This window comes from Duganella sp. Leaf61, assembly GCF_001421905.1.
Lineage (GTDB): Bacteria > Pseudomonadota > Gammaproteobacteria > Burkholderiales > Burkholderiaceae_D > Rugamonas > Rugamonas zoogloeoides.
Map to the genome: position 1 here is coordinate 752,557 of NZ_LMLM01000012.1, position 22,449 is coordinate 775,005.

Below are 22,449 nucleotides of genomic sequence, written 5' to 3' on the forward strand. Positions count from 1 at the left end.
TTTCTATTATGCTTGAGTGCCTAGAATGGCATCACCGCTACCCGGCGGCCACCATTCGAAAGGAAATCGCCATGTCTGCCTCCCGCCTTCTTGCCCGCAGCGCCAATGCACTGAGCCTGGCCCTGTTGACTCAATTGGCACCTGCCGCCCCTGCCGCCGCTCCAATCGCGCAGGACGCCGCCAATGTCGCCAACACCGCTGCCGTCAGCTACCGCACCGTCAAGGTCGATGGTGTCAATATTTTCTACCGCGAAGCGGGACCGAAAAATGCGCCTACCCTGTTGCTGCTGCACGGTTTCCCCACGTCGTCGCAAATGTTCCGCAACCTGATCCCGCTGCTGGCCGACAAGTACCACGTGATCGCGCCCGACTATCCCGGCTACGGCCAGAGCGACATGCCCTCGATGTCCAGCTACACCTACAGCTTCGATAACCTGGCCGCCACCATCGACAAGTTCACCACGGCAGTGGGCGTGAACCGCTACGCGTTGTACGTGCAGGATTATGGCGCGCCGGTCGGCTACCGCCTGGCCGCCGCCCATCCCGAGCGCGTGACCGCCATCGTGGTCCAGAACGGCAATGCGTACGACGAAGGACTCGACAACGCATTCTGGGCGCCGATCAAGGCGTACTGGGCCGACAAGAGCGAAGCCAACGCCGCCAAGCTGCGGCCGCTGGTGGCGCTGGAAGCGACCAAGTGGCAATACCTGGAAGGCGCGCGCAACCCGCAACGGGTCAGTCCCGACGCGTGGACCGTGGACCAGGCCTACCTCGATCGTCCCGGTAACGGCGCCATCCAGCTAGAACTGCTGCACAGCTACGGCACCAATCCGCCGCACTATCCGGCCTGGCAGGCGTATTTCCGCAAACATCAACCGCCGATGCTGATCGCCTGGGGCAAAAACGACAAGATCTTCCCGCCGGCCGGCGCCCATCCGTACCTGCGCGATTTGCCGAAAGCCGAACTGCACCTGCTCGACACGGGGCACTTCGCGCTGGAAGAGGACAGCGCCGCCATTGGCGCCCTGATGCGCGATTTTCTCGGTCGTCACGTCAAGCGCTAATCCCGCAGCGGACCGGTGCGCGGTTTTGGACACCGTCCTCTAATCCAGGCGTATCGGTGCGCCGTAGCGCGGGACAGTTCGTATAATGGTCCCACAACAACCATTGGAGACCGATCATGAAACTGCTTGCCGCCACGGCTGCCGCTGCCACCGCCCTGCTCGCTTTTGCCGCCCCGCTTGCCCACGCCGCCGACCTGGCGTCGCCGGTGGGCCTGTGGCAAAACATCGACGACGAGACCAACAAGCCCAAGGCGCTAATCCGCATCACCGACACCAACGGCACCTTGCAAGGCCAGATCGAAAAACTGTACCGCGATGCTGGCGAAGACCAGAATCCGCTGTGCGTGAAATGCGAAGGCGCCAGGAAGGACCAGCCGATCACCGGCATGGTCATCCTCACCGGCCTGAAGAAAGACGGCGACGAATACACGGGCGGCGAAATCCTCGACCCGGCCAAGGGCAAAACCTACAAGAGCAAGATGCACCTGATCGACGGCGGCAAAAAGCTCAGCGTACGCGGCTACATCGGCACGCCCATGCTGGGCCGCTCGCAAACCTGGGTACGGCAGGACTGATTCAACTGCCTGCAACGACAACCAGCCGGCGTGATGCCGGCTTTTTCATATCGCTCAGGGAAACGATGCGTTCAACGCACGATAGCGATGCGCGTGCGCCACGCCTACTGCTGTATGCCCTTGCCGGTGGCCGTCCAGTAGATGCCGCCCATCAGGTGCGCCAGGTATTGCGGGTCGCGGTACATTTCGCCGTTGTGGCCCAGCGACGTAACGAACACCCGCCCCTTTTCCACCTGGTGATACCACGCCACCGGGTGGTCACGGCCCATGCCTTGCGTGGTCTGGCCGGGCCAGATTTTGGTCGGGTCGTAGGTGCTTTCATCGACGTTCAGCACCGGGTGGATCGCGACGTTGTGGGGATTGTCGAAGATGTACCATTCGTCGCTCCAGATCCAGCGGTCGGGAATGCCGAACGTGGCCGGGAATTTTTTATCGACCACGTACGCCACGCCGGTTTGCAGCATCGGGTGGTTGCCCACCCGGCGGCCAATCAGCTTTTCAAACCACGGCCAGGTGTTGGGCGGAATGATCAGCGAGCGGTGCACCAGCATGGCGTTGCCGCCGCCGCGCATATAGTCCTCGAACTTTTTACGGCGCGCTTCGTTCAGTTCCTCGCCCGGGGTGTTGAGGAACATGATGGTGGCGTACTGTTTCAGATCGCCGTCGAATGCCTCGGGCCGGTGCGTGTACACCACCTCGAATGCATGCAGCTTGCCCAGCTTCTCCAGGCTGTCGCGGGCGATCGGGATGTATTCGTAGTGGTATTTGCCCGGCATGGCAAACACCAGAATCTTGTACTGGTTGTCAGCGCGACCGGGCGCGGCCAGCAGCAGGGCGGCGATGGCCAGCACGGCCAGCAGGATTTTTCGCATGGTTATCTCCGTGATTTTGATCTAGTTAGCGCTAACATCGCGCTGATCAATATACACGTTTTCGCCAAGTAAGTGATACAGATGCTACGATTGCGACGATGAAAATATTCCTGATCCTGATGGGGTGGATCGCCGTGGCGCTCGGCGTGCTGGGCATCTTCCTGCCGCTGCTGCCCACCACGCCGTTCCTGCTGCTCGCCTCGGCCTGCTTCGCGCGCGGCTCCTCGCGCATGCACAACTGGCTGCAAACCAACCGCGTGTTCGGCAAGTACCTGCGCGACTACGAAAACGGCCACGGCATGCCGCTGCGCGCCAAGGTCTGGGTGCTGATCTTCATGTGGTGCTCAATGGGGTATTCGATGTGGCGCCTGCAGCATTTGCCGGCGTTGCAAGTGCTGCTGGTGGTGATCGGCTCTGGTGTGACGATCTATCTGACGCGCTTTGTGCCGACCATGGTGATGGCGAAAAAGCCGGACTAAACCGGACTAAGCCGGCGGCGTCGCATGCTTGCGCAAGTGCCGGTCCAGGCTGTTGGCAAAGCTCTGGCGGTCGCTCTGGCTGAAGGCGGCCGGGCCGCCGGTATCGACCCCGCTGCCGCGCAGCTCGTCCATGAATGCGCGCATGGTCAGCATCTGGGCGATGTTATCGTTGGTGTAGAACTCGCCGCGCGGGTTGAGCGCAAAGCCGCCCTTCTTCAATACGTCGGACGCCAGCGGAATGTCGCCCGTTACCACCAGGTCGCCCGGTGCCAGCAGGCGCACGATTTCCTGGTCGGCCACGTCGGCGCCGGACGGCACTTGCACCGACCGGATGAAGCGCGACGGCGGCACCCGCAGCAACTGGTTGGCTACCAGCGTGACCTGCAGTTGCATGCGGTCGGCCACGCGGTACAGGATATCTTTTACGACAGCCGGACAGGCATCGGCATCGACCCAGATCTGCATCACAGGTCCGCCCACAGTTCGCCGTTGGGGCTGGTGCGCGGGGGCGTGACACCGAAGTGGCGGTAGGCGGCCGGCGTGGCCACGCGGCCGCGCGGCGTGCGCTGCAAAAAGCCTTGCTGGATCAGGTAGGGTTCGAGCACGTCTTCGATGGTGTCGGCCGCTTCGCCGATGGCTGCCGCCAGGTTGCCGATACCCACCGGGCCGCCGCCGAACTTGAACAGCACCGCTTCGAGCAGCTTGCGGTCCATCACGTCGAAGCCGACGGTATCGACATCGAGCATGACCAGCGCGGCATCGGCCGTGGCCTTGGTGATATCGCCATTGCTTTTCACTTCCGCGTAGTCGCGCACGCGGCGCAGCAGGCGATTGGCAATACGCGGCGTGCCGCGCGCGCGGCGGGCGATTTCCACGGCGCCGTCGGGGTGGATATTGGCCTTGAGCAGCGCGGCGCTGCGGGTGACGATCCTGGTCAGTTCCTCGGTGTTATAAAACTCGAGGCGGGCGACGATGCCGAAGCGGTCGCGCAGCGGATTGGTCAGCATGCCGGCGCGGGTGGTGGCGCCGACCAGGGTAAACGGTTGCAGGTCGAGCTTGACCGAGCGCGCAGCCGGGCCCTCGCCGATCATGATATCGATCTGGTAGTCTTCGAGCGCCGGGTACAGGATTTCCTCGACCACCGGCGACAGGCGGTGGATCTCGTCGATAAACAGTACATCGTTTGCTTCGAGGTTGGTCAGAATCGCGGCCAGGTCGCCCGGACGCTCGAGCACCGGGCCCGACGTCTGGCGCAGGTTGACGCCCATCTCGCGGGCGATGATGTTGGCCAGCGTGGTTTTACCGAGGCCAGGCGGGCCGAACAGCAAAGTGTGGTCAAGCGCCTCGCTGCGGTTGCGCGCGGCGGCAATAAAAATCTCGAGCTGGTCGCGGATCTTGGACTGCCCGACATATTCATCGAGAAGCTTGGGACGCAAGGCCCGTTCGATGGCCTCTTCGTTGGGCGACGTGGGCGCTGCGTCGATAATGCGCTGTTCGGTGAAGCTGTCGGTCTGGATGCTCATGCGTTACTTGGTCGTGGTGAATTGGTGCGAAATGCTTGCAAAACAGGCGGATGCCCGGCCTGCCAATGCACAGTGTAGGCTAGTTTGCGCAAACCGCCCAGCCAGTACATCACCCCTTGGATAACGCCTTCAACGCCTGCTTGATGCCGTCCGACACGCCGGCGCCGGCCGGGACGGTCTTGAGCGCCAGCAGCGCTTCCTTGTCGGAGTAGCCCAGCGCCAGCAGCGCGTTGAGGATGTCCGATTGCGAGTCGGGGACCGATGGCGAACCGGCCGAGCCCAGGTCCGGGCCCAGCTTGCCTTTCAATTCGAGCAGCAGGCGTTCGGCAGTTTTCTTGCCGATGCCGGGTACCTTGATCAGGCGGCCCGATTCCTGCAGCGTCACCGCCTGCGCCAGGTCGGCGATCGACATGCCGGACAGGATCGACAGCGCGGTGCGCGCGCCGACGCCGCTGATCTTGATCAGCAAGCGGAACACGGCGCGCTCGTCGGCATGGCCAAAGCCGAACAGCAAATGGGCGTCCTCGCGGATGGCCTGGTGGGTAAACAGCACCACCTTCTCGCCCACGTTGGGCAGGTTGTAGAACGTGCTCATCGAAACATCGACTTCGTAGCCGACGCCGCCGCAATCGACCAGCAATTGCGGCGGATTTTTTTCAAGCAAAATACCGGAGAGACGACCGATCATCGTGTGTACACCTTGTGAATGGGGATAAATTAGCCGACCAGGCGGCCGCGCTTCATGCGCAGACCGGCCAGCGGACCGCCCAGCGCAGTGGCGCCGGCGGTGGTGGTCTTGATGCCGGCGCTGGCGATCAGGGTCAGCGTGTCGCGGCTGTGGGCGTGGCAGATGGCGATGCCGAGCGCGTCGGCGGCGTCGGTGCCTGGCAGGCCTGGCAGCGACAGCAGCCGCGCCACCATGTCCTGCACCTGCGATTTGACGGCACGGCCGGTGCCGACGACTGCCTGCTTGATCTGGGTAGGCGAATATTCGGCCACCGCCAGGTTGGCCGACACCAGCGCGCAAATCGCCGCGCCACGGGCCTGGCCCAGCAGCAAAGTAGATTGCGGATTGACGTTGACGAACACCTGCTCGATGGCCGAGCACTCGGGCTGGTAAATGCGCGCGACTTCAGCCACGCCGTCCAGGATCACCTTGAGGCGGGTAGGCAAGTTGCCCTCGCCGCTCTTGATGGTGCCGGAAGCAATGTAGCGCAGCTTGGCGCCCTGCTTGTGGATGACGCCAAAGCCGGTAGTGCGCAGGCCGGGGTCGATGCCGAGAATAATCATGCCGGGATTGTACTATGGCTAAAAATGATCATCCCCGCAAAAGCGGGGATGAAAGATCAAACTGTCGCTAAAGATTAATGATTAATGACGGAAATGGCGAACGCCCGTATAAACCATTACTACGCCGCGCTCGTCAGCCGCATCGATCACCTCCTGGTCACGCATCGAACCACCGGGATGGATCACGCAGGTTGCGCCCGCATCGACCACCACGTCGAGGCCGTCACGGAACGGGAAGAACGCGTCCGACGCCACGACCGAACCAGCCAGCGACAGTCCGGCGTTTTGCGCCTTGATCGAGGCGATGCGGGCCGAGTCGATGCGGCTCATCTGGCCGGCGCCCACGCCCAGGGTCATGTTGTTGCCGCAGAAGACGATGGCGTTCGATTTGACATACTTGGCCACGCGCCAGGCAAACATCAGGTCTTGCAATTGCTGCGGCGTCGGTTGCAGTTTCGAGACCACTTTCAGGTCGCCGACCAGCACGTTTTTCGAGTCGGCCGACTGCACCAGCAAGCCGCCACCGACGCGCTTGAAGTCCATGGCATTGACGCCATCCCCCAAAGGAATTTCCAGCAGGCGCACGTTCTGCTTGGCCGACAGGATCTGCTTGGCTTCAGCGGTAAACACTGGCGCGATCAGCACTTCGACGAACAGCTTGGCCAGTTCCACGGCAGCCGCCGCATCGACTTCCACGTTGAAGGCGATGATGCCGCCGAATGCCGAGGTCGGATCGGTTTGCAGCGCGCGCTTGTAGGCGTCGGCAGCGTCGGCGCCCAGGGCCACGCCGCACGGATTGGCGTGCTTGACGATCACGCACGCGGCGCTCTGGTCGAAGCCGCCCATGCTTTTCACGCATTCCCACGCCGCATCGGCGTCGGCAATGTTGTTGAACGACAGTTCCTTGCCTTGTAGCTGGCGATAGTTGGCCAGCGCGCCCGGGGTGCTCACGACATCGCGGTAGAACGCGGCCGACTGGTGCGGGTTCTCGCCGTAGCGCATGTCCTGCACTTTTTCAAACGCGACGTTCAGGTTCTTCGGATACGCGCCACGGGTGCCATGGGCGCGGTCCGGGCCCAGGCTGGTCAGGTAGTTGGCGATGGCGCCGTCGTACTGGGCCGTGTGGGCATACACCTTGGTGGCCAGGCGGAAGCGGGTTTCGTAGCTGACGAAACCTGGGGTGTTATCGGTGGCTTTCATTTCCGCCAGCACCACGCCGTAGTCGGCTGGATCGCAGATCACGAGCACGTCCTTGTGGTTCTTGGCCGACGAGCGCAGCATGGCCGGGCCGCCGATGTCGATGTTTTCGATGGCGTCGTCGAGCGAGCAGTCTTCCTTGGCGACAGTTGCCTGGAACGGGTACAGGTTGACCACCACCATGTCGATGGTCGGAATGTCGTGCTCGGCCAGCTTGGCCATGTGCTCGGGGAAATCGCGGCGGGCCAGGATGCCACCGTGCACTTTCGGGTGCAGGGTCTTGACGCGGCCATCGAGCATTTCCGGGAAGCCGGTGTAGTCGGCCACTTCGGTCACGGCCAAGCCGTTGTCGGCCAGCATTTTGGCGGTGCCGCCGGTGGACAGGAGCTTGACGCCCATGGCGGACAACGCGCGGGCGAAGTCCAGCACACCGGTTTTGTCGGAAACGGAGATGAGAGCTGATTTAATCATGGCTGAAGGCTAAGTCGTTTAACTAGGTGGTTTGAATGAGGAGAAACAATCGGCACAACGGCCGATCCCCAGCCGTCCACGCCGGAAAACGCAGGCCGTTACAGCAGGCCGTGCTCTTGCAATTTCTTGCGCAAAGTATTGCGGTTGATGCCCAGCATCTGTGCCGCGTGCGACTGGTTGCCGTCCGCGCGCGTCATGACCACTTCCAGTATCGGCTTCTCGACGGTCAGCACGACCATGTCGTAGATATTCGACGCCTGCTGCTCGCCCAGGTCGTTGAAGTAGTCTTCAAGGCTTTTCTGCACTACTTCCTGGATACTTTCTTTGCTCATTTTGTACGTTCTCAATAATCTGTTGACGCTGGTAAATCATTACCAGGCTTGTGGCCCGGGCGCTTACCCTTTTGATATGACTTTTTTAGTGCTTGCTGGCTTGCGGCTCGCTGATCACGACAGGCTATGCGGCTTGCAAATCTTCGGAGAGGCGGTATTGTAACCGCTCGCCCCACTGTCGCTGCGATTCAAAGAACTGGTCCACCGCTTCGAGCTGCGCCTCGGTGCATTCCAGCAGGTTCATCCGTTGCCGGAATGCCTCGCCCCCGGGCAGGTCGCGCACGTACCAGCCGATGTGCTTGCGTGCGGTGCGCACGCCCAGATAGTCGCCGTAGAAACCGTAGTGGGCGCGCAGGTGTTCGTCCATCAGCGCACGTACCTCGGCAACATACGGCGCCGGCAGGTGGGTGCCGGTTTGCAGGAAATGGTCGATCTCGCGGAAGATCCACGGCCGGCCCTGCGCCGCGCGCCCCACCATTACCGCGTCCGCGCCCGTGTAATCGAGTACGAATTTGGCTTTTTCGGGCGTGGTGATGTCGCCGTTGGCGACCACAGGGATCAGCACCGATTGCTTGACGGCAGCAATGGTGTCGTACTCGGCGTCGCCCGTATAGCCGTCGGCGCGGGTGCGGCCATGCAGGGTGAGCATGGCAATACCGGCGTCTTCCGCGATGCGGGCAATCGCCAGCGCGTTCTTGTTCTCGCGGTTCCAGCCGGTACGGAATTTCAGCGTGACCGGCACATCCACCGCGCCGACCACGGCAGCGAGAATCTCACGCACCAGCGGCACGTTTTGCAGCAGGGCCGAACCGCACCAGCTGTTGCAGACCTTTTTCACCGGGCAACCCATGTTGATATCGATGATCTGGGCGCCACGCTCGACATTGAAGCGCGCGCAGTCGGCCAGGTCTTGCGGATCGGCGCCAGCGATTTGCACGGCTTTCGGTTCCATTTCGCCCGTGTGGTCGGTGCGGCGCGAGCTTTTTTCGGTCGCCCACAGGCGCGGATTGGACGCCGCCATCTCGGATACCGCGTAGCCAGCCCCCAGCTGTTTGCACAGCTGGCGGAACGGCCGATCGGTCACACCCGCCATGGGAGCGACAAATACGTTGTTACGCAGCAGGTGGGGGCCGATTCGGGGACCGTTTTGCACAGACGTTACCTGGTGGGAAAGGAGGAACCTTCTATTTTACCCCAAGGACTGCTCATTTAATAAGCACTATTTTTTTATTAAATCGGCAAGGGTATGCGCTTGACTTTGTTCAGATGATGTCGTCCAGGGCTATAGCCAGGTGCGCTACCTCGCCCCAGCTGTCGAGCACCAGCTTGCCCTCGGCATAATGAAACCGGTTGATACTGGCATTCTTGACCTGGAAGTCACGCGGGCTGTCGAGCTGCATGCCGACCGCCTCGCGGTACGCACATTCGAGCACGCCGCCGTGGGCCACGATGGCAATCGTCTTGCCCGGATGTTGCTCGGCCCAGCGGCCGATGGCGCCAATCGCGCGCGCATAAAACTGGCGGAAGCTTTCGGCCACGCGATCACCTGCCGGCATCACGGCGTCGATATCGCGCGCCTGCCACAGCACGAAATCCTGCGGATATTGCTGCTCGATCTCGGTGTACAACATGCCTTCGAACGCGCCATAGCCGCGCTCGCGCAAGGCGGCGTCGGTGTGCACGGTGGCGTGGTCATAGTGCACCGCCACCGCCTGCGCCGTTTGCAGCGCCCGTTGCAGGTCGCTCGAAACGACCAGGTCCAGCCCCTCCCCTGCCAGCGCCTCGGCCAGGGCGCGCGCCTGGCGCTCGCCTTCGAGGTTGAGCGGAATGTCGATATGGCCTTGCAGGCGGCGCACGGCGTTCCACGCCGTTTCGCCATGACGGATCAGTACAATCTTGGTAGTGTTCATGCAGTCTTCGGTTTGCCCCGTGCAGCTTTAGGCGCCAGGGCGGGATTGAGGGTGTAGGTGGCGATCAGTTGCGCTTCATCGATGATGTGGCCGTGGATGGCATTTAATACATCGGCACACGTAAACCGCGCGGCCAGTTCCAGGCGCGGCACGTCGAGCGCGTACAGGCGAAAAATGTAGTGATGCACGCGCTCGTCGTTCCACGGCGGGCACGGACCGTCGTAGCCGTAGTAGTTGCCAGCCATGGCTGCGTCGTGCGCGAACCAGCCGGTGTAATCGTTGAGTCCCTGGCGCAGCGCCAGGTCGCCCACGATGATCTCGGGCCCCGGCTTGCCATGCGGCGTGACAGCGTTCGACAACGCGCCGGCCGGCAGTTCGCGACGCGACACGGGAATATCGACCAGGCTCCAGTGGAAAAAATCGCCGCGTGGCTCAAGCGCGGACAGCGACACATCGACGCGGTTGGCGTGTTTGGCATCGACCGGCGCATCGCCGTCGATGCACAGCAACACCAGCGATTCGGCGCCGGCCGGCACGTCGGACCAAGCCAGGTGCGGGTTGCGGTTGCCAGATAGCACCACCTTGCCGCCCTGGTCCAGCATCCCAAAGGCATATTCGGCCGGCAAGGGGCGGCCGTTACGCACACTGTCACTCACCAGCTTCATTGCTGCTTCCTTTATGTGGGACTCGGTTTCGCCGATACTTGCAACCAGAACGTCACCGGCCCGTCGTTGGTGAGCGTCACTTTCATGTCGGCGCCGAACTGGCCGGTCTGCACCACCGGGTGCTTGAGCCTGGCCTGGCCCACGAAGTGGGAAAACAGGCGCAAGCCATCGGCCGGCGCGGCGGCGGGCGTAAACGACGGTCGCGTGCCCGAACGGGTGTCAGCGGCCAGCGTAAATTGCGGCACCAGCAGCAAACCGCCGCCAACGTCGGCGACGCTGCGGTTCATCTTGCCGGCATCGTCGCCGAACACGCGGTAGCCGAGCAGCTTGGCCAGCAAGGTGTCGGCCTCCTTTTCAGTGTCGCCGCGCTCGGCGCAGACCAGCACCATCAGGCCGGCATCGATGGCGCCGATGGTGGCGCCATCGACCACCACGCTCGCGCTGGACACCCGTTGCAACAGCGCGATCATGCGGTGAGCATGACGCGGGCGAACTTGCGCTTGCCTACTTGTAGCACGAAGGTGCCGGCTTCAACTTTTAACGATTTGTCGCTGAGCACGGTACCGTCGAGGCGTACGCCGCCTTGATCGACCATGCGCATCGCTTCCGACGTCGAAGGGCACAGGCCGGCCTGCTTGAGCAGTTGCGGCAGGCCCAGCGGCGCGCCGGTGAGCGCGACTTCGGGCACGTCGTCCGGAATGCCGCCCTTGGAGCGGTTGACGAAGTCGTTCAACGCTTCCTCGGCAGCGGCCTGCGAGTGGAAACGGGCGACGATTTCCTGGGCGATTGCCACCTTGGCATCGCGCGGGTTGGCGCCGCCGGCGACTGTCGCTTTCAGGGCGGCGATGTCGGCGATCGAGCGGAACGACAGCAAATCATAGTATTTCCACATCATCTCGTCGGACACGCTCATGATCTTGGCGAACATGGTATTGCCCGGCTCGGTGATGCCGATGTAGTTGTTCTTGGACTTCGACATTTTTTCCACGCCGTCCAAACCTTCGAGCAGCGGCATGGTCAAAATGCATTGCGGCTCTTGCGCGTAGTCTTTTTGCAGTTCGCGGCCCACCAGCAGGTTGAATTTCTGGTCGGTGCCACCCAGCTCGAGGTCGGCCTTGAGCGCGACCGAATCGTAACCCTGCATCAAAGGATAAAGGAACTCGTGGACCGCAATCGGTGTCCCACTCTTGAAACGCTTGGTGAAATCGTCGCGCTCCATCATGCGCGCCACCGTGTAGCGCGAGGCCAGCTGGATCAGGCCGCGCGCGCCCAGCGGGTCGCACCACTCGGAGTTGTAGCGGATTTCGGTCCTGGCAGCATCGAGCACCAGCGAAGCCTGCTTGAAGTAGGTCATGGCGTTTTGCTCGACCTGTTCCTTGGTCAGTGGCGGACGGGTGGCGTTGCGGCCGGACGGATCGCCGATCATCGAGGTGAAGTCGCCGATCAGGAAGATCACCTGGTGGCCCAGGTCTTGCAACTGGCGCATCTTGTTGAGCACCACGGTGTGGCCCAGGTGCAGGTCGGGCGCGGTCGGATCGAGGCCCAGCTTGATGCGCAGCGGCACACCCGACTGCTCGGAACGGGCCAGCTTCTGGGCGAACTCGCTTTCGATCAGCAACTCGTCGACACCGCGCTTGGTGATCGCGAGTGCCTCCTGTACATTGTCGCTCAATGGCAGAGCTTTCGAGGGAACCGGCGGCGTCGAGGAAGAGGTAGTCATAACTTTTGAGAGGTTTTTTTTCAGAAAAAGGTAGCAGTTGCCAGGAGTTTGTTATAATCCGTGATCCCATCAATCTTGCTCTACGAAAACGAACAACGATTAGAATTAGAAGAAAATAAACGTTCCTGAATAGTTCAAGCGGTAAATTCTAACTGATTGCATGAACCAAATACATAAATTCACGAGCTCACGCTTATATAAACTGGTCGGTTCCACGCCGAAGAAGCGCATCATCTCCGCTTCGGCCTTTGCCCTCACAGTATGTGCTTTTGGCGCTGCCGCAGTGGCGCCACTCGCTCCCGACGCGTCGGATTTGCCAGTGACATCGATTCAGGAAGCCGTTGCCATGCCGGATCTCGGCAAGCAAATCTCCGCACTCGAGCAGCAATCCTCCACCGAACAGTTCGTCCATGAAGAACGCGTACGCTCCGGCGATACGCTGGCAACGCTGTTGACCCGCCTCGGCGTGGACGATAACGACGCCGAGTCCTTCATCAAGAAGGACAAGATCGCCAAAGGCGTCATGCAGCTGAAAACCGGCAAGCGCGTTCAAGCGCAAACCGATGAAATCGGCAATCTGCAATGGCTGCGGGCGACGGTGGTCGATGGCAAGGACATGCCAGTGAAAAACATCACGGTCACCCGCAAGGGCGACAGTTTTGTTGCACAGGAAGAAGCTGCGAAGCTGGAACGCCGCGTTGAAATGCACGCGCGCACCATTTCGAGCAACCTGTACGCGGCAACCGATTCCGACAAGGATGGCGCCAAATTGCCTGACGCAATCGTCAAGCAAATCATTGAAATGTTCTCCACCAACATCGACTTCCGCGGCGATGTGAAACGTGGCGACCGTTTTAATGTGGTGTACGAAACCTTCTGGCAAGATGGTGAATTCGTCAAGGCAGGCCGCATCCTGGCTGGCGAGTTCACCAACCGTGGTACGACGTACCAGTCGGTCTGGTACGAAGATCCGCAAAGCAAGCAAGGTGGCGGCTACTATAGCTTTGACGGCAAGTCGCTGAAGAAAGCATTCCTGAAGTCGCCGGTGGAGTTCACCCGCATTTCGTCGGGCTTCTCGATGCGCGTGCACCCGGTATCGGGCCAGTGGAAAGCGCACAAGGGCATCGATTTTCCGGCGCCTATCGGCACCCCGATCCGCGCCGCAGGCGATGGCACCATCGAGTTCGCCGGTACCCAGAATGGTTACGGCAACCTGGTCACCATCAAGCACTGGAACAACTACAGCACCGCCTATGCCCACATGAGCCGTTTCGGTTCGGGCATCAAAAAGGGCGGCAAAGTGAGCCAGGGCGACATCATCGGCTACGTGGGCAACACTGGCTGGTCCACCGGCGCCCACCTGCACTATGAATTCCGTGTTGGCGGCGAAGCCCGTGATCCGAACAAGATGAACGTGCAAGCCCAGGCTCCCCTGACCGCCGCAGAAATGTCGCGTTTCAAGGTCTACGCTTCGGACATGACGCACCGCATCGCCCTGCTGCAATCGGGCCAGTCGGGCTTCAACGGTGGCAACACCCGCATGGCTGCCAAGTAATTCTTCCGCGTTGTACATCTTCATTCTAGAAAACAGGCCGCCGCATCGGCCTGTTTTTTTATCATCATGCGCCGCCACGGCGTCCGCTTCCGTGCGACAGCACACGCAAGCTCAGGCAAAATACATTTTTCCCAACGAATGACGCAAGGACGCGACATGGCTCTGTATATCGGTTTGATGTCGGGCACCAGCCTCGACGGTGTTGATGGCGCATTGGCGGACTTTTCCGGCGCCGAGATCACCACGAGTGGCGCCGCCTACATCGCCTTTCCGGCCGCGCTGCGCGCCGAACTGATGGCGCTGCAGGCGCCCGGCGACAACGAGATCGAGCGCGAAGCGGCTGCGGCGATTCAACTGGCGCGGCACTATGCCGACTGCGTGGCGGCCCTGCTGGCCGATGCCGGTCTCGCCGCCGCAGATATCACTGTGGTGGCCGTGCATGGCCAGACCATCCGCCACCGCCCCGAACTGGGCTTTACGCGCCAGGTCAACCACCCTGCCCTGCTGGCCGAGTTGTGCGGCATCGACGTGATTGCCGACTTCCGCAGCCGCGACGTGGCCGCCGGCGGCCAGGGTGCGCCGCTGGTGCCCGCCTTCCACCAGGCGCTGTTCGGCAAGGCCGGCAGCACCCGGGTGGTGGCCAATATCGGCGGTATCGCCAATATCAGCGTACTGGGCGGCGATGGCGCGGTCACCGGCTTCGATACCGGTCCCGGCAACGTACTGATGGACGCCTGGATCGCCCGCCACCAGGACAAGGAGTATGACGCCGACGGCGCCTGGGCCGCCAGCGGCGCGGTGCTGCCGGAGTTGCTGGAGGAACTGCTGCGCGAACCATACCTGGCCCTGCCGCCACCGAAAAGCACGGGCCGCGACCTGTTCCACCTGGACTGGCTCGACGCGCGCCTGGCCGTGTACCGCGAGGCTGCGCCCGCAGACGTGCAAGCCACGCTCACCCGCTTTACGGCCTTGTCGCTGGCCCAGGCCATCCAGGCCCACGGCAGCGGCGCGGACGCCGTGTATGTATGTGGCGGCGGCGCCTACAACAGCGTGCTGATGAGCGAACTCGGGGCGGCGCTGGGCAAGCAGGTGATGGTGGCGTCCACCCAGGCTCTGGGCGTGGCGCCGAACCGGGTGGAGGCGCTGGCATTTGCCTGGCTCGGTTACCGCTTCACCGAGCGGCTGGCGGGCAATCTGCCGGCCGTTACGGGCGCGGCAGGCGAGCGGGTGCTGGGCGCGTTATATCCGCGCTGACGTTTAAACGTTGGCACATAAAAAAAGGCGGCACAACCGAAGTTGTACCGCCTTTTTACATGGCGCCGGGGCGCCGCGTGTATGTCCGAAACTTACACCGAGAACGACGAACCGCAACCGCAGGTCGAGGTGGCCGACGGGTTCTTGATCACGAACTGGGCGCCTTCGAGGTCGTCCTTGTAGTCGATTTCCGCGCCGACCAGGTACTGGTAGCTCATCGAATCGATCAACAGCTCGACGCCGTTCTTGACCATGGTGGTGTCGTCTTCGTTGACGATTTCATCGAACGTGAAACCGTACTGGAAGCCGGAGCAACCGCCACCCTGCACGAACACGCGCAATTTCAGGTCGGGATTGCCCTCTTCCTCGATCAGTTGGGCGACTTTTTCGGCAGCGCTATCGGTAAACACGATAGGAGCTGGCATCACGTCCAGGCTTTCAGCAACAGCATTCATTTGAGACTCCTACGAGTTAAGCATTTAGCGGCCATTATAGACCTACCCTGACTTTCCTGCTCCGTCAACGTCAGATTTGGCGACGGAACCCAACAAATCAAGGCAACAGCGCGATTTGTTTCAGTCCGGTCGTCTCTTCCAGGCCGAACATCAGGTTCATGCACTGCACAGCCTGGCCGGATGCGCCCTTGACCAGGTTGTCCTGCACCACCAGCACGATCACGGTATTGCCGTTGTCGGGACGGTGCAGCGCCAGGCGCAGCATGTTCGAGCCGCGGGTGGAACGGGTTTCAGGATGCGAGCCGAACGGCATCACGTCGACGAACGGGCTGTCCTTGTACTGCTCTTCGAACAGTGCCTGCAGTTCCTCGTTGGTGACGTCTTTGGTCAGGCGACCGTACAGCGTGGAGTGCATGCCGCGGATCATCGGTACCAAGTGCGGCGTGAAGATCAGAGACACTTTGTCTTCGGTGAATTTTTGCAGCTGGGCCGAGGTTTCCGGTGTGTGGCGGTGGCCAGCCACGCCGTAGGCCTTGAAGTTGTCGCTCGACTCGGAGAACAAGGTGCCGATTTCTGCCTTGCGGCCGGCGCCGGACACGCCCGACTTGCAGTCGGCAATCAGGCCGCCGGCATCGATCAGGCCGGCCTTGAGCAGCGGGTAGTAGCCAAGCTGCATGGTGGTCGGGTAGCAGCCAGGATTGGCGACCAGGCGCGCACCCTGGATCGCTGCGCGGTTCAGTTCGGCCAGGCCATAGGCGGCTTCTTCCAGCAGTTCCGGGCAGGTGTGCTCGATCTTGTACCATTTTTCAAAGACCGCCTTGTCCTTGATGCGGAAGTCTGCCGCCAGGTCGATGACCTTGACGCCGGCTGCGAGCAGCGCCGGCGCCTGGGCCATGGCCACGCCGTGCGGGGTGGCGAAAAACACCACGTCGCACTGGGTCAGGTCGGCCTTGTCCGGCGACGAGAAAGCGATGTCCACGCTGCCGCGCAGCGAAGGGAACATATCGGCAACCGGCAAGCCATCTTCCTTGCGCGACGTAATGGCCGTCAACTGCACGTCAGGGTGGACTGCCAACAGTCGCAGCAATTCCACTCCGGTGTATCCGGTGCCGCCGACGATGCCAACTTTGATCATGTTCTAATCCTTGAGTAGTGATGCGTGGAGAAATATTCGAGTGCCATTTTATCAGGCAACTACTACAGCCGCATGACAGTAGCCAGATAGCAAAAAAGCCGCCCGACACAAGGCCGGCGGCTTTTTGTACGGCACGCGGGACAAGCCCGCCTGCCGGAAGCGAAAAATTAACGCTTCGAGAATTGTTTTGCGCGACGTGCTTTGCGCAGACCAACTTTTTTACGCTCAACTTCACGTGCATCGCGGGTCACGAAGCCGGCTTTGGCCAGATCCGGTTTCAGCGCTGCATCGTAGTCGATCAGGGCGCGGGTGATGCCGTGACGCACAGCACCTGCTTGACCCGACTCGCCGCCGCCGTGCACGTTGACTTTGATGTCAAAACGCTCAACGTTGCCGGTCAGTTCCAGTGGTTGACGAATAACCATCAGGCCGGTTTCGCGCGAGAAGTACTCAGCAGCTGGCTTGCCGTTAACGATGATTTGGCCAGTGCCAACTTTGATGAACACACGAGCTACTGCACTCTTGCGACGGCCGGTGCCGTAATTGTAGTTACCGATCATGTCAGTTCCTTAGATTTCGAGTGCTTTAGGTTGCTGGGCAGCGTGCGGGTGCGAACCTTCGGCGTACACTTTCAGCTTCTTGATCATGGCGTAGCCCAGTGGGCCTTTTGGCAGCATGCCCTTGACGGCTTTTTCCAGAGCGCGACCTGGGAAACGCTGTTGCATTTTCAGGAAGTTGGTCTCGTAGATGCCACCTGGGTAGCCCGAGTGACGGTAGTAGGTCTTCTCGGTTGCTTTGGTGCCGGTCACGCGCAGTTTGCCTGCGTTGATGATGACGATGTAATCGCCGGTATCGACGTGAGGAGTAAATTCTGGCTTGTGTTTGCCGCGCAGTCGGAGTGCCACTTCGCTGGCAACACGTCCGAGGACTTTGTCCGTCGCGTCAATCACGAACCAATCACGCTGGACTTCATGGCCCTTAGCGGAAAAAGTTTTCATGTTGACTTCCTAAATATTAAAACACGCTCAAATGGTGGTTCCGCCATGGTTTCAGCGGACTCGGCCTTCTTATTTACTTTCCTGAGCGAACGGAAAGCCGACAAGTATAAGCGGCAACGACCGGCTGCGTCAACCCCGCTGTGGCTTGCAGGCCCTGAAAACACAGGCTGGGCGCGGGCCATTACAATAAGGCTACATAACTTGGAGAATGCGATGGAATGCAAAGTCAGCTGGAATGGCCCGTCGGGCATGAGTTTCCTGGCCCAGACCGGTTCGGGCCACCTGGTCAACATGGATGGCGCGCCCGAGGGCGGCGGCAACAATCTGGCGCCACGGCCGATGGAAATGGTGTTGCTGGGTACCGGTGGCTGCACCGCCTATGACGTGGTGCTGATCCTGAAAAAAGGCCGCGCCGACATTCGCGGCTGCGAATGCACGCTCAAGGCGGACCGCGCCGAGACCGATCCGAAGGTGTTCACCAAGATCAACTTCCACTTCACGGTGACCGGCAAGGGCCTGAAACCGGAAGCGGTGGAACGGGCGATCTCGCTGTCGCACGACAAGTACTGCTCGGCATCGATCATGATCGGCAAGACCGCCGAGATCACCCACTCGTTTGAAATAGTAGAGGTCGCTTAGTTATTATTTAGACGCGATCAGACACGATACGCAGTCGTGGTCATCACCTTGCCCATGACTGCCATGACGGCTTTCACCGGCGCCGGCATCTGCGCCGCGCCCAGTGCCTGCGCGGCCGCGCCGTGTTCGATTTCATCGAGCCGCATTTGATCCACGATCGCGCGCGATTTGATGTCCTGCGGCGGCAGTTTTTCCAGGTGGCTTTGCAGGTGGGCTTCCACCTGGCGTTCGGTTTCCACCACAAATCCCAGGCTTTTCGGGTCGCCCAGCAAGGCTGCTACCGTGCCCAGCGCATACGAACCGGCGTAGAACAGCGGATTGAGCACGCTGGTATGCGAACCGAGTTCGCCCAGGCGTTGCGCGGTCCAGGCCAGGTGGTCTTCTTCCTCGCGGCTCGAGTGCTCGAACTGCTGGCGGATTTGCTCGGTGCGGGCAAAGCGCGCCTGCGAGTTGTACAGCGCCTGGGCGCACACTTCCCCCACGTGATTCACCCGCATCAGGCCGGCGGCGTGGCGGCGTTCTTCTTCGCTGAGCTCGGCATCAGGCGCGAACTGGCCCGGGGTCGGTCGCGAAGCCGAGGCAACGCCAGCGATCACGCGCAGGGCCTTGTCGGCGCCGGAGATAAAACGGTCGAGGGGATTGTGGAAATGGGCAGCCATGGTCAACTCGCTTGTTGAAAGCGCCATTATAAGACGCCGGTTACGAATCCGCCTCTTCGCGCAGCTGCCGCTGGCGTTCGATGTAGTCGGCCACCGGGCCGCGCACGTCGATCTTCGAAATGTCCTTGGCCACGCCCAGGTTCAGTCCCAGCAAAAACGGAATGCTTTCCACCGGCACTTCGGTGCACAGTTCGCCGAACGATTTGAGAAAGCGCTTCGATTCCACCACCCGCACCACTTTTTCCCCGCTCATGTATTGCAGGACGCTGGTGATGGTGTGGCCCTTGCCGATTGCGTGATAGATGAAACGGTTGTAGTCGCGGTCGATCTGCTTGAAATCCAGGGTCTCCTTGGTCATCAGGCTCGACAGGTAGAACAGCCCGAGCGCGGTGCGAAAAAATCCCGTCGCTTCGCTGCGGTCCACGCCGGCCTGCATGACCGCCAACATTTTGTCTTTGATTTGGGGAGTCAACATGAGCGCCTCTCTTTGTAATCACTATAGCAAGCACCGGGGGCGATTTGTAGCGCGCCAAGTAACAAAGTGTGGCTTGGACGAATGTTTTTTCTCATGTTACTCTTGGGCACATTTTAAAAAAAGGACAACTTTATGATCGAGGTGAAAGGCTTGGCGAAGCGTTTTCGCCTGCCCAAGCGTGGCGCCGCGCCGGCCTCCGCGCGCGATGTGCGCGAACACGACGGCTGGTTCCACGCGGTGCGCGATGTGTCCTTCAGTTGCGCTCCCGGCGAAGTGCTGGGTTTGCTTGGTCCCAACGGCGCCGGCAAGACCACCACGCTGCGCCTGCTCTCCACCGCGCTGACGCCGGACGCCGGCAGCATCCACGCCAACGGCGTCGACCTGTTGCGCGATCCGCTGGTGGCGCGCCAGTATATCGGCTTCCTGTCCGGCAGCACCGGCCTGTACGGTCGCCTGACCGCGCGCGAAAACGTCGAGTACTTCGGCAAGCTGCACGGCATGCGCCCCGATCATCTGAAACGCCGCTGCGACGAACTGTTTACGTTGCTGGACATGAACGAGTACGGCAACAAGCGCGCCGATCAGCTCTCCACCGGCATGAAGCAGAAATGCGCGATCGCCCGCACCGTGGTGCACGAGCCGCAAATCGTCATCCTCGACGAACCCACCACCGGCCTGGACGTGATGTCGGCCAAGATCCTGCTCGACTTTATCGCCAGCTACAAGGCGCTGCGGGTGCCGCTGATCTTTTCCACCCACCACCTGCACGAGGTGGAAAAAGTGTGCGACCGCGTGTGCATCGTCAACCACGGTGTGACCGCTTTCCACGGCACCGTGGACGCGCTGCGCCACCTGGGCGGCAGCGCCGACCTGTACGACGCCTTTGTCGGCGTCATCCATCGCGGAGGCTAGACCATGTGGACCATCTACCTGAAAGAATTGCTGGAACTGATACGCGACCGCAAGACGTTCATTTTTACCATCGTCATCCCGGTGTTTGCCATGCCGCTGATCTTTGCCGCCTTCGGCATGCTGTCGTCGTCAATGTTCAGGCAGGCGCGCGAAGCGGAGATGGCGTACGCGATCTTCGGCCAGGAGCACGCGCCCGCGCTGGCGCAGCGCTTCGCTGCCGAACCGAGCTTCAAGCGGGTGGCGCTGGCCGCGCCTGCCGACATCCGCGCCGCGATTGCCGACGAACGGATCAAGTTCGCGCTGGTGATCCCGGCAGCGGCGCAAAATACCCTGGCGCGCCGCGAACAATCGCAAATCGAGCTGCATTACAACAGCGCCGCCACCATCGACGTCACCCGTAAGCGGGTGATAGCGGTGCTGGCCGTCGAAAACAATGCCTTGCGCCAGCAGGCGCTGGCCGACATGGGCCTCTCCGCGCCGCAGCAGCGCTACGTGCTCGATCCGGTCGCCCTGCTCGACCGTTCCACCGCCAACAAGCGCGAGCAAATGGGCGCGATGATGGGCGGCATGGTGCCGTACTTGCTGCTGATGGTGTGCCTGCTGGCCGCCATGTACCCGGCCATCGACACCGGCGCCGGTGAAAAGGAACGTGGCACGCTGGAAACGTTGCTGCTCGCGCCAGTCTCGCGCACGGCCATCGTGCTGGCCAAGTTCCTGATGCTCTTTACGGTAGGGCTGACCTCGGCGCTATTGATGATTGCCAGCCTGGGCGCGGTGCTCACCTTTGGCGGCCACTTGTTCAGCGGCGACCTGGCCCAGGTGGTGCGTTCGATTAACATGCTCGACCTGGCGCTGCTGGCGCTGATGCTGGTGCCCACGGCAGCCATCTTTGCCGCCATCCTGCTGGCGATCTCGATTTACGCCAAGAGCTACAAGGAGGCGGCCGGCATGATCTCGCCGCTGATCATCGTCATCATCCTGCCCACCATGGTGGCGCTGCTGCCCGGCGTGGAAATGAACTGGGGCTGGGCCATGGTGCCGCTGACCAACGTGGCGCTGGCCATGAAGGAACTGGTCAAGGGCACCATGGAATACCGCATGTTGTCGGCCATTATGCTCTCGTCCACGGTCACGTCCGGGCTGCTGCTGGCCATGTGCCGCTGGTGGTTCAACCGCGAACAAGTGCTGTTCCGCAATTAATCCTTGATTTGCCCGCGTTTTGGTGGGCGGTTTGCGCAGTCTGGCCGGCGGTTTCGGCCGCCTGTCGCAAGCGCCCCCCAAGTATGGAACAAATTCAATACAATGCCATCATGTGAAAAGTGTATGGCCTTGTAGAAACATGGTCCATGCGCAGGCAGAATCGGGGACTCAACATGGAATTACGCATCAGCAACTTGTCCAAGACCTACGCCAATGGCGTGGTGGCGCTGGACAATATTTCGCTCACCATCCCGGCCGGGATGTTCGGCTTGCTCGGCCCGAACGGCGCCGGCAAATCGACGCTGATGCGTACCCTGGCCACCTTGCAGGAGTGCGATGCCGGCTCGGTGTTCCTTGACGATATCGACGTGCTCGACGAAAAAGACGCGGTGCGCCGCGTGCTCGGCTACCTGCCGCAGGATTTCGGCCTGTACCCGAAAGTGACCGCGTACGAGATGCTCGACCACTTCGCCATGCTCAAGGGGTTGTCGAATCGCAACCGCCGGCGCGAGGTGGTCGATGGCCTGCTGCAACAAACCAATTTGTTCGAGGTGCGGCACCAGCGCCTCGGCGGTTTTTCGGGCGGCATGCGCCAGCGTTTCGGCATCGCCCAGGCGCTGCTGGGCGACCCCAAGCTGATCATCGTCGATGAACCCACGGCCGGGCTCGATCCGCAGGAGCGGGTGCGCTTCCACAACCTGCTGTCCGACATCGGCGACGACAAGACCGTGATTTTATCCACCCACATCGTCAGCGACGTGGCCGACCTGTGCGCCAACATGGCCATCATCAACCAGGGCCACCTGCTGCTGTGCGGCCCCACCCAGGAACTGATCCACGACGTCAGCGACAAGATCTGGGCCCGTTTCATCGACAAGCGCGACCTGCCCTCGTTCCAGATCCGCCATCCGGTCATTTCCTCGCGCCTGCTGTCGGGCCGCACCCTGATCCACGTGTACAGCGAGACCGATCCCGGCGACGGCTTCGAAGAAGCGCTGGGCGACCTGGAAGACGTGTATTTCGCCACCATCGCCGGCCGCCACCACGCCGCCGCGAATTGCGACTGAAG

Annotated in this window: 27 protein-coding genes; 9 read left to right on the plus strand and 18 right to left on the minus strand. The window is 61.5% G+C overall.

The annotated features are described in order from the left end of the window. Positions 1 to 71: 71 nt before the first annotated feature. The gene (locus tag ASF04_RS12215; RefSeq protein ID WP_056141673.1) at positions 72 to 1,064 is read left to right on the plus strand and encodes an alpha/beta fold hydrolase; all 993 of its coding nucleotides are present in this window, start codon (positions 72 to 74) and stop codon (positions 1,062 to 1,064) included. 116 nt (positions 1,065 to 1,180) lie between these two features. After that, complete coding sequence (locus ASF04_RS12220; protein ID WP_056141676.1) at positions 1,181 to 1,639, plus strand: DUF2147 domain-containing protein; 459 nt, start codon at positions 1,181 to 1,183, stop codon at positions 1,637 to 1,639. 104 nt (positions 1,640 to 1,743) lie between these two features. Here the strand turns inward: ASF04_RS12220 and ASF04_RS12225 are convergent, their stop codons facing one another. Continuing rightward, complete coding sequence (locus tag ASF04_RS12225; RefSeq protein WP_056141679.1) at positions 1,744 to 2,511, minus strand: ThuA domain-containing protein; 768 nt, start codon at positions 2,509 to 2,511, stop codon at positions 1,744 to 1,746. Positions 2,512 to 2,609: 98 nt separating this feature from the next. Between ASF04_RS12225 and ASF04_RS12230 the strand changes: the two genes are divergently transcribed. Then, on the plus strand, positions 2,610 to 2,990 hold the full coding sequence (locus ASF04_RS12230; RefSeq protein ID WP_056141682.1) for a YbaN family protein: 381 nt from the start codon (positions 2,610 to 2,612) through the stop codon (positions 2,988 to 2,990). Between the two features lie 6 nt (positions 2,991 to 2,996). Here the strand turns inward: ASF04_RS12230 and ASF04_RS12235 are convergent, their stop codons facing one another. The 11 genes from ASF04_RS12235 to tyrS form a co-directional block, all read right to left on the minus strand. Continuing rightward, entirely contained in the window at positions 2,997 to 3,455 is a 459-nt protein-coding gene (locus ASF04_RS12235) for a YaiI/YqxD family protein (RefSeq protein ID WP_019924387.1), read from the minus strand. Further along, on the minus strand, positions 3,455 to 4,513 hold the full coding sequence (gene ruvB, locus ASF04_RS12240; RefSeq protein ID WP_056141684.1) for a Holliday junction branch migration DNA helicase RuvB: 1,059 nt from the start codon (positions 4,511 to 4,513) through the stop codon (positions 3,455 to 3,457). Before ruvB ends, ASF04_RS12235 begins: the two co-directional genes overlap by 1 nt. Positions 4,514 to 4,622: 109 nt before the next feature. Beyond that, positions 4,623 to 5,201: a Holliday junction branch migration protein RuvA gene (ruvA, locus tag ASF04_RS12245; RefSeq protein WP_026637748.1), complete on the minus strand. Its 579-nt coding sequence runs from the start codon at positions 5,199 to 5,201 to the stop codon at positions 4,623 to 4,625. 29 nt (positions 5,202 to 5,230) lie between these two features. Then, positions 5,231 to 5,803 carry a crossover junction endodeoxyribonuclease RuvC gene (ruvC, locus tag ASF04_RS12250; protein ID WP_056141688.1) on the minus strand — a complete coding sequence of 191 codons (573 nt, stop codon included), beginning with the start codon at positions 5,801 to 5,803 and terminating at the stop codon, positions 5,231 to 5,233. Positions 5,804 to 5,884: 81 nt separating this feature from the next. Further along, on the minus strand, positions 5,885 to 7,471 hold the full coding sequence (gene purH, locus ASF04_RS12255) for a bifunctional phosphoribosylaminoimidazolecarboxamide formyltransferase/IMP cyclohydrolase (protein WP_056141690.1): 1,587 nt from the start codon (positions 7,469 to 7,471) through the stop codon (positions 5,885 to 5,887). Between the two features lie 98 nt (positions 7,472 to 7,569). After that, positions 7,570 to 7,803: a helix-turn-helix domain-containing protein gene (locus tag ASF04_RS12260; RefSeq protein ID WP_008445162.1), complete on the minus strand. Its 234-nt coding sequence runs from the start codon at positions 7,801 to 7,803 to the stop codon at positions 7,570 to 7,572. A gap of 124 nt (positions 7,804 to 7,927) precedes the next feature. Then, entirely contained in the window at positions 7,928 to 8,956 is a 1,029-nt protein-coding gene (dusB, locus tag ASF04_RS12265; protein WP_255360913.1) for a tRNA dihydrouridine synthase DusB, read from the minus strand. A 109-nt stretch (positions 8,957 to 9,065) separates the two neighbouring features. Then, a complete protein-coding gene (locus ASF04_RS12270; protein WP_056141694.1) occupies positions 9,066 to 9,713 on the minus strand; it encodes a histidine phosphatase family protein in 648 nt (215 codons plus the stop codon). After that, positions 9,710 to 10,378 carry a YbhB/YbcL family Raf kinase inhibitor-like protein gene (locus tag ASF04_RS12275; RefSeq protein WP_056141698.1) on the minus strand — a complete coding sequence of 223 codons (669 nt, stop codon included), beginning with the start codon at positions 10,376 to 10,378 and terminating at the stop codon, positions 9,710 to 9,712. The genes ASF04_RS12270 and ASF04_RS12275 overlap by 4 nt, the downstream gene beginning before the upstream one ends. An 11-nt stretch (positions 10,379 to 10,389) precedes the next feature. After that, entirely contained in the window at positions 10,390 to 10,848 is a 459-nt protein-coding gene (gene dtd / locus ASF04_RS12280; RefSeq protein WP_056141701.1) for a D-aminoacyl-tRNA deacylase, read from the minus strand. After that, positions 10,845 to 12,098 carry a tyrosine--tRNA ligase gene (tyrS, locus tag ASF04_RS12285; protein WP_056141704.1) on the minus strand — a complete coding sequence of 418 codons (1,254 nt, stop codon included), beginning with the start codon at positions 12,096 to 12,098 and terminating at the stop codon, positions 10,845 to 10,847. The genes dtd and tyrS overlap by 4 nt, the downstream gene beginning before the upstream one ends. A 160-nt stretch (positions 12,099 to 12,258) precedes the next feature. Between tyrS and ASF04_RS12290 the strand changes: the two genes are divergently transcribed. Together ASF04_RS12290 and ASF04_RS12295 are read left to right on the plus strand one after the other, a co-directional pair. Further along, the gene (locus tag ASF04_RS12290; RefSeq protein ID WP_026637750.1) at positions 12,259 to 13,653 is read left to right on the plus strand and encodes a peptidoglycan DD-metalloendopeptidase family protein; all 1,395 of its coding nucleotides are present in this window, start codon (positions 12,259 to 12,261) and stop codon (positions 13,651 to 13,653) included. Positions 13,654 to 13,809: 156 nt separating this feature from the next. Beyond that, a complete protein-coding gene (locus ASF04_RS12295; protein WP_056142036.1) occupies positions 13,810 to 14,907 on the plus strand; it encodes an anhydro-N-acetylmuramic acid kinase in 1,098 nt (365 codons plus the stop codon). Between the two features lie 92 nt (positions 14,908 to 14,999). Here the strand turns inward: ASF04_RS12295 and erpA are convergent, their stop codons facing one another. From erpA to rplM, 4 genes are all read right to left on the minus strand, one after another. Next, complete coding sequence (gene erpA, locus ASF04_RS12300; RefSeq protein ID WP_026637751.1) at positions 15,000 to 15,362, minus strand: iron-sulfur cluster insertion protein ErpA; 363 nt, start codon at positions 15,360 to 15,362, stop codon at positions 15,000 to 15,002. A gap of 97 nt (positions 15,363 to 15,459) precedes the next feature. After that, positions 15,460 to 16,497, minus strand: a complete 1,038-nt coding sequence (gene argC, locus ASF04_RS12305) for an N-acetyl-gamma-glutamyl-phosphate reductase (RefSeq protein ID WP_056141706.1) — start codon at positions 16,495 to 16,497, stop codon at positions 15,460 to 15,462. Between the two features lie 167 nt (positions 16,498 to 16,664). Further along, on the minus strand, positions 16,665 to 17,057 hold the full coding sequence (rpsI, locus tag ASF04_RS12310) for a 30S ribosomal protein S9 (RefSeq protein WP_019924401.1): 393 nt from the start codon (positions 17,055 to 17,057) through the stop codon (positions 16,665 to 16,667). A gap of 9 nt (positions 17,058 to 17,066) precedes the next feature. Further along, positions 17,067 to 17,495, minus strand: coding sequence for a 50S ribosomal protein L13 (gene rplM, locus ASF04_RS12315; protein ID WP_019924402.1), 429 nt, complete (start codon positions 17,493 to 17,495; stop codon positions 17,067 to 17,069). Positions 17,496 to 17,708: 213 nt separating this feature from the next. On the opposite strand from rplM, the gene ASF04_RS12320 reads away from it, so the two are divergent. Beyond that, positions 17,709 to 18,134, plus strand: a complete 426-nt coding sequence (locus tag ASF04_RS12320) for an OsmC family protein (protein ID WP_019924403.1) — start codon at positions 17,709 to 17,711, stop codon at positions 18,132 to 18,134. 17 nt (positions 18,135 to 18,151) lie between these two features. Here ASF04_RS12320 and coq7 read toward each other — a convergent pair whose 3' ends face one another. Together coq7 and ASF04_RS12330 are read right to left on the minus strand one after the other, a co-directional pair. Next, positions 18,152 to 18,793, minus strand: a complete 642-nt coding sequence (coq7, locus tag ASF04_RS12325) for a 2-polyprenyl-3-methyl-6-methoxy-1,4-benzoquinone monooxygenase (RefSeq protein ID WP_056141708.1) — start codon at positions 18,791 to 18,793, stop codon at positions 18,152 to 18,154. 40 nt (positions 18,794 to 18,833) lie between these two features. Next, positions 18,834 to 19,268, minus strand: coding sequence for a hypothetical protein (locus ASF04_RS12330; RefSeq protein WP_227012449.1), 435 nt, complete (start codon positions 19,266 to 19,268; stop codon positions 18,834 to 18,836). Positions 19,269 to 19,400: 132 nt separating this feature from the next. Here ASF04_RS12330 and ASF04_RS12335 point away from each other — a divergent pair, with 132 nt between their 5' ends. From ASF04_RS12335 to ASF04_RS12345, 3 genes are all read left to right on the plus strand, one after another. After that, entirely contained in the window at positions 19,401 to 20,180 is a 780-nt protein-coding gene (locus ASF04_RS12335) for an ATP-binding cassette domain-containing protein (RefSeq protein WP_019924406.1), read from the plus strand. Positions 20,181 to 20,183: 3 nt separating this feature from the next. Further along, positions 20,184 to 21,380 carry an ABC transporter permease gene (locus tag ASF04_RS12340; protein WP_056141712.1) on the plus strand — a complete coding sequence of 399 codons (1,197 nt, stop codon included), beginning with the start codon at positions 20,184 to 20,186 and terminating at the stop codon, positions 21,378 to 21,380. A 173-nt stretch (positions 21,381 to 21,553) separates the two neighbouring features. Then, positions 21,554 to 22,447, plus strand: coding sequence for an ABC transporter ATP-binding protein (locus ASF04_RS12345; RefSeq protein WP_056141716.1), 894 nt, complete (start codon positions 21,554 to 21,556; stop codon positions 22,445 to 22,447). Positions 22,448 to 22,449 lie beyond the last annotated feature (2 nt).